General features: G+C 30.9%; 12 protein-coding genes. 11 read left to right on the forward strand and 1 reads right to left on the reverse strand.

The window, feature by feature from the left end; translation table 11 throughout:
• Positions 1–28: 28 nt before the first annotated feature.
• The gene (locus ASC41_RS06570) at positions 29–1,045 is read right to left on the reverse strand and encodes a glutamine synthetase beta-grasp domain-containing protein (protein WP_055435842.1); all 1,017 of its coding nucleotides are present in this window, start codon (positions 1,043–1,045) and stop codon (positions 29–31) included.
• Positions 1,046–1,237: 192 nt separating this feature from the next.
• Between ASC41_RS06570 and ASC41_RS06575 the strand changes: the two genes are divergently transcribed.
• The 11 genes from ASC41_RS06575 to ASC41_RS06630 all read left to right on the forward strand — a co-directional run bounded on the left by ASC41_RS06575 (position 1,238) and on the right by ASC41_RS06630 (position 14,017).
• The gene (locus ASC41_RS06575) at positions 1,238–3,424 is read left to right on the forward strand and encodes a glutamine synthetase III family protein (RefSeq protein ID WP_055435843.1); all 2,187 of its coding nucleotides are present in this window, start codon (positions 1,238–1,240) and stop codon (positions 3,422–3,424) included.
• 216 nt (positions 3,425–3,640) lie between these two features.
• Entirely contained in the window at positions 3,641–4,921 is a 1,281-nt protein-coding gene (locus ASC41_RS06580; protein WP_055435844.1) for a hypothetical protein, read from the forward strand.
• Positions 4,922–5,047: 126 nt separating this feature from the next.
• Entirely contained in the window at positions 5,048–5,584 is a 537-nt protein-coding gene (locus tag ASC41_RS06585) for a hypothetical protein (protein WP_055435845.1), read from the forward strand.
• A gap of 1 nt (position 5,585) precedes the next feature.
• On the forward strand, positions 5,586–6,398 hold the full coding sequence (locus ASC41_RS06590; RefSeq protein ID WP_055435846.1) for a CsgE family curli-type amyloid fiber assembly protein: 813 nt from the start codon (positions 5,586–5,588) through the stop codon (positions 6,396–6,398).
• A 2-nt stretch (positions 6,399–6,400) separates the two neighbouring features.
• A complete protein-coding gene (locus tag ASC41_RS06595; protein ID WP_055435847.1) occupies positions 6,401–6,808 on the forward strand; it encodes a curli production assembly/transport component CsgF in 408 nt (135 codons plus the stop codon).
• Positions 6,809–6,818: 10 nt separating this feature from the next.
• Positions 6,819–8,324 carry a CsgG/HfaB family protein gene (locus ASC41_RS06600; RefSeq protein WP_055435848.1) on the forward strand — a complete coding sequence of 502 codons (1,506 nt, stop codon included), beginning with the start codon at positions 6,819–6,821 and terminating at the stop codon, positions 8,322–8,324.
• Between the two features lie 16 nt (positions 8,325–8,340).
• On the forward strand, positions 8,341–9,867 hold the full coding sequence (locus ASC41_RS06605) for a carboxypeptidase-like regulatory domain-containing protein (protein ID WP_055435849.1): 1,527 nt from the start codon (positions 8,341–8,343) through the stop codon (positions 9,865–9,867).
• A 139-nt stretch (positions 9,868–10,006) separates the two neighbouring features.
• Positions 10,007–11,185: an AIR synthase related protein gene (locus tag ASC41_RS06610; RefSeq protein WP_055435850.1), complete on the forward strand. Its 1,179-nt coding sequence runs from the start codon at positions 10,007–10,009 to the stop codon at positions 11,183–11,185.
• A 29-nt stretch (positions 11,186–11,214) separates the two neighbouring features.
• Entirely contained in the window at positions 11,215–12,177 is a 963-nt protein-coding gene (locus tag ASC41_RS06615) for a DUF3078 domain-containing protein (protein WP_055435851.1), read from the forward strand.
• A gap of 196 nt (positions 12,178–12,373) precedes the next feature.
• Positions 12,374–12,868 (forward strand): hypothetical protein, encoded by a 495-nt coding sequence (locus ASC41_RS06620; protein ID WP_160318796.1) that lies wholly within the window; start codon positions 12,374–12,376, stop codon positions 12,866–12,868.
• A 435-nt stretch (positions 12,869–13,303) separates the two neighbouring features.
• Positions 13,304–14,017 (forward strand): hypothetical protein, encoded by a 714-nt coding sequence (locus tag ASC41_RS06630; RefSeq protein WP_055435854.1) that lies wholly within the window; start codon positions 13,304–13,306, stop codon positions 14,015–14,017.
• The last annotated feature ends 32 nt before the right edge of the window (positions 14,018–14,049 follow it).

Below are 14,049 nucleotides of genomic sequence, written 5' to 3' on the forward strand. Positions count from 1 at the left end.
TTTTTTTTATGTTAGAATCTTAGTGAGATTATTTAACAGGTTTAACTGTTTTTATAATTCTTGCTGCAATTTTATATGGGTCTCCATTTGAAGAAGGACGACGATCTTCTAGCCAGCCTTTATATCCCTTTTCTACAGCAATAATTGGAATACGAATAGAAGCTCCTCTGTCTGAAACTCCCCAAGAGAAATCGTTGATAGATGCCGTTTCGTGATCTCCAGTTAAACGTTGTTCGTTATGTTCACCATAAACCTCTATGTGTTCTTTTACTAGTGGGCGGAAAGCTTCACAGATTTCTGCATATTTTTCTTTTGAACCACAAGTTCTTAAGATTGTGTTAGAAAAATTAGCGTGCATACCAGATCCATTCCAATCAGTATTTCCTAATGGTTTTGGGTGGTATTCAATATACATACCTTTTCCTTCAGTTAGGCGATCTAATAAGTATCTTGATATCCAGATTTCATCTCCGGCTTTTTTAGCTCCTTTAGCAAATAATTGGTATTCCCATTGTCCAGAGGCAACTTCTTGGTTTATGCCTTCAAAGTTTAAGCCAGCATCAATACATAAATCGGCATGTTCTTCAACTAAATCACGTCCATGAGTATGTTTTCCACCAACTGAACAGTAATACATTCCTTGTGGAGCTGGGTAGCCGCCTCTTGGAAAGCCTAGAGGTAACTCCGTGCTTGTATTCATTATAAAGTATTCTTGTTCGAAACCAAACCAGAAATCATTATCATCATCTTCAATGGTAGCACGTGCATTAGAAATATGAGGAGTTCCATCCGCATTCATTACTTCAGTCATTACTAAATAACCATTTCTTCTTGTAGGGTCTGGATAAATTGCAACTGGTTTTAAAATACAGTCAGAGGCTCCTCCAGAAGCTTGTTTTGTAGAAGAACCATCAAAAGACCAAAGGCCTAATTCTTCAACTGTTCCTTTAAAGTTTTCATGTTCTTCAACTTTGGTTTTACTTCTCATATTTTGAGTTGGGTAATAACCATCTAGCCAAATGTATTCTAATTTTATTTTTGCCATAATACTTACAGATTATATTAATAATATGACTGCAAATATAAAATGAATTTTAAATAACCTATATAAAAATAGAGGTAAAGTTTTAATTTTTATCAATTTGATGCTAAGAGCCCTGTTTTTTCAAGGGTGATTGATTTTTTTGTAAGTAAAATGACTTGAAATTAATATATTTGTAAAAAAAAAGTCAGAAATATGTCTACTCTAAGATTTTTCGCTATAAAGGAAACGCTAAACAGAAAACCAGTTGTAATAACAGAAGAGAAACGTCGTTCAGAGATTTTTGGACAAAACGTTTACGATTCAAAAAAAATGCGTCAAACACTTACAAGTGATGCATTTGTAAGTTTAACAAATGCTATTGAAAAGGGAGGTAAAATAGATAGAACAATTGCAGATCAAATAGCTTCGGCAATGAAAGATTGGGCTTTGTCTAAAGGTGTAACACATTATACGCATTGGTTTCAGCCATTAACAGGTGCAACGGCAGAAAAACATGATGCTTTTTTCGAAACTATCGAAAATAATGGAGCGATAGAAAAGTTTGGTGGTACGCAATTGGTGCAACAAGAGCCAGATGCGTCTAGTTTTCCAAATGGAGGTATTCGTAATACGTTTGAAGCTAGAGGTTATACCGCTTGGGATCCAACATCTCCTGCCTTTATATATGGTACAACATTATGTATACCAACAGTGTTTGTTGCTTATACAGGAGAGGCTTTAGATTATAAAACGCCTTTGTTAAGAGCATTGCAAGCTGTGGATAATGCAGCAGTTGCTGTTTGTAAATATTTCGATAAAAATGTAAAAAAGGTAAATGCGTCTTTGGGTTGGGAGCAGGAGTATTTTTTGATAGACAGTGCTTTAGTGTCTTCTCGTCCAGATATTCAATTAACAGGTAGAACGCTATTAGGTCATGCCTCTGCTAAAGGTCAGCAATTAGACGATCATTATTTTGGTACCATCCCAAACCGTGCAATGTCTTACATGCGAGATTTAGAAACCGAATGTATGTTATTAGGTATTCCTGTTAAAACAAGGCATAACGAAGTTGCTCCAAACCAATTTGAGCTTGCTCCTATATATGAAGAAGCTAATTTAGCGGTCGACCATAATGCATTGTTAATGGATGTTATGGATAAGGTGGCGGAGCGTCACAATTTTAAAGTGTTATTTCATGAAAAGCCTTTTAGAGGAATTAATGGTTCCGGTAAGCATAATAACTGGAGCTTAAGTACAGATACAGGTGTTAACTTATTAAGTCCTGGAAAAACACCAATGAGTAATCTTCAGTTTCTTACCTTCTTTATTAATACAATAAAAGCGGTTAATGATAATGAAGAGTTGCTTCGTGCGGCTATAGCATCAGCAAGTAACGATCATAGATTAGGAGCGAATGAGGCACCACCAGCAATTATTTCCGTATTTATTGGTGAGCAATTAACTCATGTTTTAAACGAATTAGAAAACGTAACCAACGGAAAATTATCACCTCAAGAAAAAACGGACTTAAAACTTAACGTTGTTGGGAAAATTCCAGAGATATTATTAGATAATACAGATAGAAACAGAACATCTCCTTTTGCCTTTACAGGAAATAAGTTTGAATTTAGGGCAGTAGGTTCTAAAGCTAACTGTGCAAACCCAATGACGTTGTTAAACTCTATTGTTGCAAAGCAATTAATCGATTTTAAAGTTGAGGTTGATGCCTTAATAGCTAAAAAGGATCTTAAAAAAGATGAAGCCGTCTTTAATATATTAAGAGAATATATTAAAAAGAGTAAAGCAGTTTTGTTTGAAGGTAATGGTTATGGTGAGGCTTGGGAGAAAGAGGCTAAAAAAAGAGGATTAAGTAATAATAAGTCTACGCCAGAGGCATTAAAGGTTAAGGTGTCTAAAAAAGCATTGTCTTTATATAAGGACTTAGGTGTAATGAATGAAACAGAGGTAGTGGCGCGCTACGAAATAGAGTTAGAAGATTATATTATGCGTATTCAGATAGAAGGGCGTGTACTTGGAGACTTGGCAAGGAATCATGTTGTGCCAACTGCAGTTAAGTACCAAAATATACTAATTGAAAATGTGAAAGGCTTAAAGGAGATTTATGAAAAAGACTTTAAAAAGGTTTCTAAAGCGCAGTTAGAATTAATTGAAGAGATTTCTAAGCATATAGAGTCAATAAATAAACTAGTAACTAATATGACAGATATTAGAAGGAAGTCTAACTTAATAAAGTCACTTGAAGATAAATCTATAGTTTATTGTAATAAGGTAAAACCGTTGTTCGAAGAGATAAGATACCATTGTGATAAGTTGGAGTTATTGGTGGATGATGAGCTTTGGCCGCTTACCAAATATAGAGAGTTGTTGTTTACTACGTAGTTGTACGTAGCTTTGTATGCGTAGTTCTACGTAGTTAAAAAACAAGGAGTTGAGAAGGTGTGGTAGTTTTTTTCCTACTTATTATTGCATTTCATCGAAGTAAATCAAGTACTAATCGAAAAACCAGTTAATTAGGTCTTTTTTTACATGTATGTTGAAATTTGTATTGAAATATTTCTTTATATTTACAATGCTATTAATCAATATATATTTAACATGAAAAAAGTAATTTTCGGTGCTGCGGCACTATTATTCTCGGGCGCACTAATGGCGCAAAACACATCAAATTCAACTCAGTCAGGTGAAGACCAAAGAGTTTATGTAAGGCAAGCAGGGACAGCTTTAATGTCTACTGTAGATCAATCTAACGGAAGCGGAGATGGTTATAATTTAGCTAAAATTTGGCAACGTGGTGATCAAAACACATCAGGTGTTACTCAACTAGGTACTAATAATCAAGCATCTGTTTTACAAGGTATTACTTTTCCAGAACCTAATAACAATACTGTTACAGTAAACCAAGGAACTAATAATGATGCTAGTTTAGACAACAAAGCTTATGTGGAGCAGCATGGTGGTAACAACAGCCAAACTACAATTACACAAGATGGTGATGCAAATGAAGCATACTCTCACCAAGATGGTGTTATGGGTAATGTAGACATTACACAAAACGGTAGTACTAATGCTTCTGCTGTATGGCAAAACTTTGGAGACTATACTGCAACTGGTAACGCTGCTACTATGGATCAATCTGGTACAAGTAACAACAGTTATGCTGTTCAAAATGGTAATGGTAACACATTAAGTTCAACTCAAAGTGGTATGGGGAACAAATCTGATCAAAGTCAGAACTCTATTGGTGCAGCAGCTGGTAACAATGCTACTGTAACTCAATCTTCTTCAGGTAACAAAGCTAAACAAGTTCAAGTGGGTGGTGGTAACAGTGCTAATGCTGTTCAACATGCAGTTACAGGTCCTGGAGTAAATAATTATGTAGAGCAAAACCAAATAGGTAATGATAACACAGCTTATTCTGACCAAGATGGTGATGGTGGAAGAGTTCGTCAAGACCAAACAGGTAATGATAACAATGCTACAGTTAATCAATATGCTGCAGGTGCAGGTAATGCTGTTTACCAAAGACAGATGGGTAGTAATAATACAATTACTTCTGGTCAGTTTGGAGGTGCTGGTAACTTAGCAAGTACTTATCAAGATGATCTTAACATGGGTTCTACTAGTCAAACAGGGAATGATAACCAAGCGTTATTAGTACAAAAATCTCAAGGTGGTCTTGGTCATATGGCTTCTATTATTCAAAATGGAGATCGTAATATGGCAGATGTATTACAATTAGGACCAGGTGGAGATTTCTCTGCAGATGGAGAACAATGTGATTTCCAAGCTCCAGAGATATTAAATTGCCCAACTCCTTTACCTGAGATTTCTATAGGTGCTCCTTGTACATCATCAAGTTCAGGATCAGGATGTTAATATTAGGATGAAGATTTTTAAATAAATCTAAATAAATATCTTAAAAAGGAGAGTGACTATATAGCAAGCACTCTCCTTTTTTTTTAAGTTTAATAACGAGTTAGTTTTCGTTTAAAATAACAAATTATGAATAAGTTAAAAAATACACTAGTATGCTTTTTTGTTCTTTGCTTTCTAGTTATTCAGGAAAGCTTTAGTCAAACTTATGCAGCAGATAACGATACTAGTAATAGTGAAACAGTAACTTTAAATAATACGGATGTTTCAGAAGTTGTATTTAATTCTTTCTTTAACACTACTCCCAACCAAAATATTCCTGTACAAGGAAGTTCTGTGTTTTTATCGCAAATAGGTGACGATAATTTAGCAAAAGTGAGAGTGTCTGCACAAGCTTCAGATATCAATATTGAACAAAATGGAAATGATAATGATGTAAATTTAACATATAAAGTTAAATCTGTATATGCAGATTTGCAGCAGAATGGAGATAATAACTATATCTTAGACTATTCTATTAATGTTAATCAAGATATCTCTTTGGATTTACAACAGAATGGAGATAACTTAAATTTTGAAAGGTTTGGTACAAATGAGTTGTCTAAAAACATTAAATTTAAACAAACTGCAGCATCACCAACAATAATAATTAGAAGTTTTAATTAAAATGAAATATAAATACGCTTTTATTATTTTGGTATTTTTAGTTGGAACTATAAATGTTTCAGCTCAAAAGTATTTTAACAAAGAAGTTAAAGCTTTAATTAAAATTGATAAAACGAGTGAGTTTGTAACTTTTTCTGCTACAGCAGAAAACTTAACACCTTCAGATCTTAGTTTAAGATATGAATTTACTGTATACAAAACAGATATTAATGGAAATTCTTCTAATTCAAATCAAAGCAATCGTTTTTTTTTGAATGGAAATGATAAAAAAGTGTTATCTTCAGTTAACATTAGTACAAACTCAAAAGAAAAAATAATAGTTTTATTATTAATATATCCAGATAATGGAGTTGAGAAACAAGGTGCTATTGGTAAAGATCGTATAGTAGTAACTGCAAAGGAAAATGAATCTATACTTAATATAAAATTAAGTAAAGAAAGAGAAAAAGAAATTGAGTTTAAAAAAAACGCTAAAGATCAAGATCAAGATACTTCATCAAAAGATGGCGTTTATATAGAAGGCTTAGTAATACATAAAGTACTAACAAAATCAGGTAGGGATTTTTATAAGTACTTTTATTCAGAGTATTATCTTAGAGAAATAAAAACTCAAAAAAATATTTTAATAGAAGAAGTCCCAGGACAAAGAAGAAGTACTAGAATAACAGTAAAAGTTGAAGATCAACTAGTATGGCAATTCTTTTCTAAGCCAAAAAAAGATTTTTTAGTAGAAATGGCGCAAACTAGTTTGCAAAGGTGTATAAAACAAATACAAGAATTGAATAAAAGAAAACAAACCTTAACTCAATACTAATAATGAAATTTAAATTATTTATAATAACATTTTTAATGTCTGCTTGTGCTTTTGCTCAACAATTTAGTTACAAACCTGTAAATCCAGCTTTTGGTGGTGATACATTTAACTATAACTGGCTTTTAAGTTCGGCAACATCTCAAAATGGGCATAAAGAAGAAACCGCTGTAAGTACTTCTCAATCTGCTCTTGATCAATTTGGAGCAAGTCTTAATCAGCAAGTGTTAAGTCAAATCTCAAGATCTTTATTGTCTCAACAATTAGATGGTATTGGAGATTTTAGTCAAGAAGGAACATTTACTTTTGGAACTTTAAATGTCGAAATATTTGACTCATATGAAGGATTAGTTATTAATATACTTGATACATCTAATGGTGAAGAAACACAAGTTATTGTCCCAAATCCTTAATTAAATTTTTATGTGTAATTACATTAAACCTACTATTTACTTGATTATTTGTTTGTTTTTAAATTCGTGTGGAACATATTTTAATCAGCCATTTACTCAAGAAGCTTCCAGAATTGGAGAGCATTCAAAGTCTACAAATATTCTTTTAGACTTGCCTCCAGCAAAAGACCCAGTAGAAATTGCTGTATATAACTTTAGTGATCAAACTGGTCAATATAAAGCAGTAGAATCTGGAAGTACTTTTAGTACTGCAGTAACGCAAGGAGCAACAACAATACTTATTAAAGCATTAGGAGATTCAGGATGGTTTATTCCTGTTGAAAGAGAAAATTTTAATAACCTATCTACAGAAAGAAATATAATAAGAAATACAAAACAGCAATATGTAAAAGGTTTAAATCCAAACGAACCACCTTTACCACCTTTGTTATATGCAGGTTTAATGTTAGAAGGTGGCATTATTTCATACGATACAAATATTGTAACAGGAGGAGCAGGAGCAAGATATTTTGGTGTTGGTGGTTCTGCTAAATATAGACAGGATAGAATAACAGTATATTTAAGAGCAGTATCAACAAGTAGTGGTGAAATTTTAAAAACAATCTATGTCTCTAAAACAATATTATCACAAGCAGTAGATGTTAGTTTGTTCCGTTTTGTTAAATTTCAAAAATTACTTGAAGCAGAAACTGGTTTTACTCAAAATGAACCTGTACAATTAGCTGTAAAAGATGCTATAGAAAAAGCTGTTCATGATTTGGTTGTTGAAGGTATAAAAGATGGGTATTGGTCAACTAAAGCCGGAAAACAAGTTGATGATGAAATAGTTAATGAATACAATCAAGAATTATTAGAAGCAAATTCTACTCAATTATACGATAGATTTACATTTAAAAGAAGAACAGATAACGTTGTAAATGCTTCTTTAGGATTAGCTAAAATAAATGGAGATTATGTTAATTCAGAATTTAAATTAAATACACGATTAGGCTATAAAAGATACATTAATAAGCACTTTAATTTAAATCTTAACGCAAATCAATTTAGCCTAGCAAACGAAAACCTATTTGATAAAAACTTTATGTCAATAGATGTCAATTTGGAATATAACATTCTACCTTTTGATAAATTATCTCCTTTTATTTATGCAGGTGGAGGAACTAATATCTCTAACGATTTTAATAATATTAATCCAAAAATTCAATTTGGTGGAGGTTTAGAATATTTATTATCCGATAGAATAGGTATTACATTACATGCTGAAAATAATATGGTTTTTAGCGATCTAGTAGACGATTTAGAACAAGGAGAAAGAGACGATATGTATTTTAGAGTAGGTGTTGGATTAAATTTTTATTTAGGCAATTACAATACCAAAAAAGACTTAGAAAAAACAAAAGAAAGAGAAAGAAGAAAAGAACTTAAAAGAATAAAAAGGAACAATATGGAGAAGGCTCTAAATAATAATAGAGGCAAAGAAGAAGAAATAAAACCTCAAGACAATAGCCAGAATTAATATTAAAACCCTGAAAATGAAAAAGATTAAAATTATACTGTTGTTTTCTACTGTTATATTACTTTTCACTATGTGTAGCGAAAATCAAATAGATGGTGTGAAAGTAGGCTCTATTAATGGTAAAGTGGTTAGTCAAGGAACAAACTCACCATTAGAAAATGTAAAAATATCTACTAACCCATCGTCTAGCACTGTGTTTTCAGATGAAGATGGTAATTTTGTTTTAAATGATGTAGAAGCACAAACTTATTCTGTTCAAGCAGAGTTAGGTGGTTATGTAACTTCTTTTGAGTCGTCTACTGTTTTGGAAGATGTCGCATCTACTGTTGCTTTCGAACTTATTACTTCTAATGCAAATAATCAATCTCCATTAATACCTAATATCGTTTTTCCAGAGGATTCTGCTACAGAAGTACCTTTAAATATCCAATTTACATGGGAAGGATCAGATCCAGATTCTAACGATGAATTATCATACAGTTTAGAATTAAGAAATGGAAACACTAATAATATAGAGATATATGAAACAGCTCAAGACACATTTTATTTAGCTACCAATTTAGAATTATCTACTTCCTATTATTGGCAGGTAAAAGTAACTGATGGTGTAAATGATGAAGTAGTATCTTCTGTTAGTCAATTCACTACAATTACATTGCCTAATAATCCAATATTATTAGTTAAAGAAGAAAACGGAAATAATATAATATATTCTGGAAAGCAAAGTTTTGATGATGGCTTAGGTCTAATTACAGATGTAGATCTTTTGAAACTTACAAGTGAAAATAATAATAGCTTTAGACCTAGAGCTAATAGTTTAATAAACAAAGTCGCCTATTTAAGAACAGTAGGAGGTAATACTCATGTTTTTACAATGAATAGTGACGGCTCAAATAAAACACAAGTAACATCTTCAATTCCAGTTTCAGGATTTAGAGTAGATCATTTAGATTTCTGTTGGGCTCAAAACGGAAGTAAATTATACTATCCTAATTTTGATAAACTATATCAAATTAATGCAAATGGAAGTGGTGTTTCTCAAATTTATCAAACAACAGATGGTTCTTTTGTATCCGAAGTAGTTGAAAACACATTTGATAGTGATTTATTACTAATCAAAACAAATAATTCTAATGGTTATAATGCAAGAATTTTCACTTATAGATTGTCAACAGGTTTAGAAGAAACTGTAGTCGTTGAAAATTTATCTGGTGCATTAGGAGGAATAGATATTAATGCAAACGCAACTCAAATTTTGTACACAAGAGATATATCTGGTTCAGAAAATGTTAATTATCGTCAATTTCAAAGTAGAATTTTTATATTTGATATTGCAACTTTAAGTGCTACACAATTACCATCAGATGTTCTTTTAGGACAAAACGATTTGGATGTAAAATATTCTCCAGATGAAGGTTCTTTGATTTTTACGAGAGTATCAAACAATACATCAGCAATTCCTGAAATATTAACTTATCAATTTTTAGTAGCTATAGAAGAAAGCGTCCAATTTACTGCTGCTTCAATGCCAGATTGGGATTAACAATATTACTTTTACATCAATAAACTTAAGTTCTAAAAGCACACAAAAATTATTTGTGTGCTTTTTTATTTATAGGTTATATTAAAGTTCATTTGGTATAACTACTAATAAAACTATCTTTGTGTTTTAATACAATATTATGAGCTCAGAAATAAGTAAACGTTATAGTCAAAGAGGTGTGTCGGCATCAAAAGAAGATGTGCATAATGCTATAAAAAACATAGATAAAGGCTTGTTTCCTAAAGCGTTTTGCAAAATTGTACCAGATTATCTAACAAATGATGATGATTATTGTTTAATCATGCATGCAGATGGAGCAGGAACAAAAAGTGCTTTAGCATATATGTATTGGAAAGAAACTGGAGATGTTTCAGTTTGGAAAGGTATTGCTCAAGATGCTTTGATTATGAATATCGACGATTTACTTTGTGTTGGTGCGACAGATAATATTATGTTATCATCTACCATTGGTAGAAATAAAAACTTAATTACAGGCGAAGTGTTATCTGCAATTATTAATGGAACCGAAGAACTTATTCAAGATTTAAAAACCTTTGGAGTAACCATTCATTCTACAGGAGGAGAAACAGCAGATGTTGGGGATTTAGTAAGAACTATAATTGTAGACTCTACAGTTACTGCTAGAATGAAACGTAGTGATGTAGTGGATAATGCAAACATAAAAGCAGGAGATGTAATTGTTGGTTTAGAAAGTTTTGGCCAAGCCACTTACGAGAAAGAATATAATGGTGGAATGGGAAGTAATGGTTTAACATCTGCTAGACATGATGTTTTTAATAACTATTTAGCAAAAAAATACCCAGAAAGTTTTGATGCAGCTGTACCTGAGGATTTAGTGTATTCTGGACAAGTAAAGTTAACAGATGAGGTTGAAGATAGTCCTATAGATGCAGGAAAATTAGTATTGTCTCCAACAAGAACTTATGCTCCAATTATAAAGGAGATTTTATCAAAGTTTAATTCTGAAACGCTACACGGAATGGTACATTGTTCTGGTGGAGCACAAACTAAAATCCTTCATTTTGTAGATAATTTACATATTGTAAAAGATAACTTATTTCCAGTTCCACCTTTATTTAAATTAATACAAGAGCAATCTAAAACAGATTGGAAAGAAATGTATCAAGTATTTAATTGTGGACATAGAATGGAATTGTATGTTTCTCCAGAAATTGCAGAAGATATTATTTCTATTTCTAAATCTTATAATGTTAATGCTCAAATAGTTGGTAGAGTTGAAGCTTCTGAGACTAAAAAACTGACAATAAATAGTCCTTTCGGAACGTTTAATTATTAATCATTTCCTAAGTTTTAAATTAAAATAATATGAGATTTTGTCTTATAATTCTTGCCGTACTTTCTTTTCAAATATCTAAAGCACAAGATTCTATTGTGAAAAAACAAGATTCAGTTGTAAAAGTTTTAGATACTGTAACTTGGGTTCAAACAAACAGAGCAGGTTTAGATATTAATGAAGTTACTTTTGTGAATTGGAATGCAGGTGGAAGTAATTCCGTTTCGGCACTTTTTAATATCGTTTCTAGTTTAACTTATAAAAAAGAAAACCTTATTTGGAAAAGTTCAATAAGATCACGTTATGGAGTCAATAAACAAGAAAATCAGAAATTAAGAAAAACGGAAGACGAGTTAGAATTAATCTCTTCTATAGGTTATAGAAAAGATACTTTAACCAACTGGTATTATTCGGGTCGTTTTAATTTTAAAACGCAGTACTCTAACGGTTATAATTATCCTAATAGAGAAAATCCTATTTCACGTTTTATGGCTCCAGGGTATTTATTTATAGGTGGAGGTGTAGAATATGGTAAAAATCTGGAAAAACTATCCTTTTATTTCTCTCCTTTAACTTTTAAAGGAACTTTTGTTTTAGATCAAGAACTAGCAGATGCAGGTTCTTTTGGTGTTGAAGCAGCTGTATATGATGATTTCGGAAATAGAATTATAAAAGGAGAAAATGCAAGAACAGAAATGGGTGTTTTAATTACAAACACCTATGAAACCGAAGTTTTTGAAAATATTTATGTTAGAAATCAATTAAGTCTTTATACAGACTATCTTAATACTTTTGGTAACGTTGATGTCGATTGGGAAGTTGTTTTTGATTTTAAGGTTAACGATTATGTAAAGGCAACTTTAGGTTCACATATTAAATACGATAATGATATTAAAACGCAACAAGAAACAGCTGTTGCAGATGTATTTGTAGAACGAGGAGCTAAACTACAATGGAAACAAGTTCTAGGAGTAGGTGTTACCATGGACTTATAAAGTATTATAGTTGAGACATAAACTAATAATAAAACTAATAACGTTAGTTGTTGTTATAATAAATATAGCTTCAGTTTTATTTTTAGAATTTTTCATTAGTCAGCTTGTTAGATTAGCTTCAAGTGCTTTGTTTCTTCTTTTTCTTTTTTTATTTCTAAAAACTAGAGATAAATTATATTTAGTTTTTTTGATGATTATGGTTATTGCAGATGTTGTAGATCTGTATTATACTAATCCGTATATAACCGAGCTTTATTCTCTAATAAAAATATTTGCGTTTTCTCTATTAGCTGTAAGTATTTTAAAAAAGATAAAAACCCAAAAGTTAGAATATAAAGTAGCACTATTATTTTTAATAGTTGTCGGGATTAACTTATTAATTGCATACAAATTGGTTAGTGAGACATCTAATTTATTGTATAATAACATAGAAAGAATAGCTATGTTTGCAAATTGGACTGTTAGCATTTCTGTAGCAGCAATTACTTCTAAGTATTATTTTGATTCCGAAACGAAAAGCGCTTTTTACTTTCTATGCTTTACTTTTCTATTTATTTTTACAGATTTATGTGGCTTTGCATCTAATTCCTTTGGAATGCATGCATTTCTGTATTTAGAACGTATTTTATACTTCTTAGGATTTATGTACTTGTCCTTTTATTTATATTCTACAAAAGAAAAAGAAAGATGATGCAATAGAATTGTTTTAAATAAAACCTTTTATCAAAAATAAAAAAGTACAAGTTACTAAAGAGTCAATTACATAAAGAGTGAGAACTAATTTAAAGTTAGAAACACCTACCATTTTATAGAATTTTAATTTTCTTCGCATACTACTATCGTTAATCATTAACCAAAATAAGAGGATTAAAAATAATTTTGTCAATAGCGCACAAACTATTCCAGGATTATAGATAGTTACTAATATAGTAACAGCAAAAGACCACACAGCAATTGGTCTATAATAAAATAATATGGCTCTAAATTGGTTTAGCATAGCTCATTTATAACGTAAGTTCTAGAAAAATATTTTAAACTAAAATCAACACTTTTTAAGTTTAAAATATTGTTTTTAAGCATAGCAATAATTCCTATCTTCGTAAGACCAAATTATAACCTATTTATTTTGTATCATCAAAAGCTATTATATTCTGTAGCAGTTATTTTATTTTCAACTGGTATTTATACAATATCAGAACTGTCATTAGACGATTATGATGTTCAAACCATGATTACATCTTTGGTATTTACTACTGTATATTTTTATATAGGTTGTTATAAGCACAAAACGGCAACAGCTATTATGCTTCTGTTTGTTCTTTTCGATATGCTTATTTTTTTTGTGCAAACGCCAGTAGTAATCAAGTTATCTATAATAGTACGGGCAGTGATATTTTTATTGTTATCTAGTTTAATAATAAAGAAAATTAATATTAAAGCACGAAGCTATTCCATGATTTTAATTTTTTCTTCAATAGCATTTTTAAATGGATACTTAGTTTATTTATTAATTTCTTCCGCAGACATTAATAAATTTGGATTTGTAGATAGATCCTTTTTTATAATCCCAAGTATTATAATGATTATAATGTGTGTCTTTTCTGCAAATTATAATTTTAATAGATTCCACTTGCGTTCAACACTCTTTTTATTAGCAACGTTTTGCGTAGCATTTGCAGATATTTCAATGTTTTGCGCCTATTTCTTAGAATTTAAATACATGTTTTATTTAGAACGTTTTTTTACAGTTTCTGCATTTTTAACTTTTGTAAACTACGTTATGTTAGAGAACAAAAAAAGAGCACAAAATTCAGAAGGGAAAACCGTTTATTATTATTGATTTTTTATCGTATTTTTGCTCAATAACGCAAA

Source organism: Lacinutrix algicola, from assembly GCF_001418085.1.
Classification (GTDB): domain Bacteria; phylum Bacteroidota; class Bacteroidia; order Flavobacteriales; family Flavobacteriaceae; genus Lacinutrix; species Lacinutrix algicola.

Bases quoted from the DNA above. Each gene is read 5' to 3' on its own strand.
- ASC41_RS06620 (WP_160318796.1), top strand. From the start codon at position 12,374: ATGGTTATTGCAGATGTTGTAGATCTGTATTATACTAATCCGTATATA.
- ASC41_RS06615 (WP_055435851.1), top strand. From the start codon at position 11,215: ATGAGATTTTGTCTTATAATTCTTGCCGTACTTTCTTTTCAAATATCT.
- ASC41_RS06595 (WP_055435847.1), top strand. From the start codon at position 6,401: ATGAAATTTAAATTATTTATAATAACATTTTTAATGTCTGCTTGTGCT.
- ASC41_RS06585 (WP_055435845.1), top strand. From the start codon at position 5,048: ATGAATAAGTTAAAAAATACACTAGTATGCTTTTTTGTTCTTTGCTTT.
- ASC41_RS06580 (WP_055435844.1), top strand. From the start codon at position 3,641: ATGAAAAAAGTAATTTTCGGTGCTGCGGCACTATTATTCTCGGGCGCA.
- ASC41_RS06575 (WP_055435843.1), top strand. From the start codon at position 1,238: ATGTCTACTCTAAGATTTTTCGCTATAAAGGAAACGCTAAACAGAAAA.
- ASC41_RS06590 (WP_055435846.1), top strand. From the start codon at position 5,586: ATGAAATATAAATACGCTTTTATTATTTTGGTATTTTTAGTTGGAACT.
- ASC41_RS06570 (WP_055435842.1), bottom strand. From the start codon at position 1,045: ATGGCAAAAATAAAATTAGAATACATTTGGCTAGATGGTTATTACCCA.
- ASC41_RS06605 (WP_055435849.1), top strand. From the start codon at position 8,341: ATGAAAAAGATTAAAATTATACTGTTGTTTTCTACTGTTATATTACTT.
- ASC41_RS06600 (WP_055435848.1), top strand. From the start codon at position 6,819: ATGTGTAATTACATTAAACCTACTATTTACTTGATTATTTGTTTGTTT.
- ASC41_RS06610 (WP_055435850.1), top strand. From the start codon at position 10,007: ATGAGCTCAGAAATAAGTAAACGTTATAGTCAAAGAGGTGTGTCGGCA.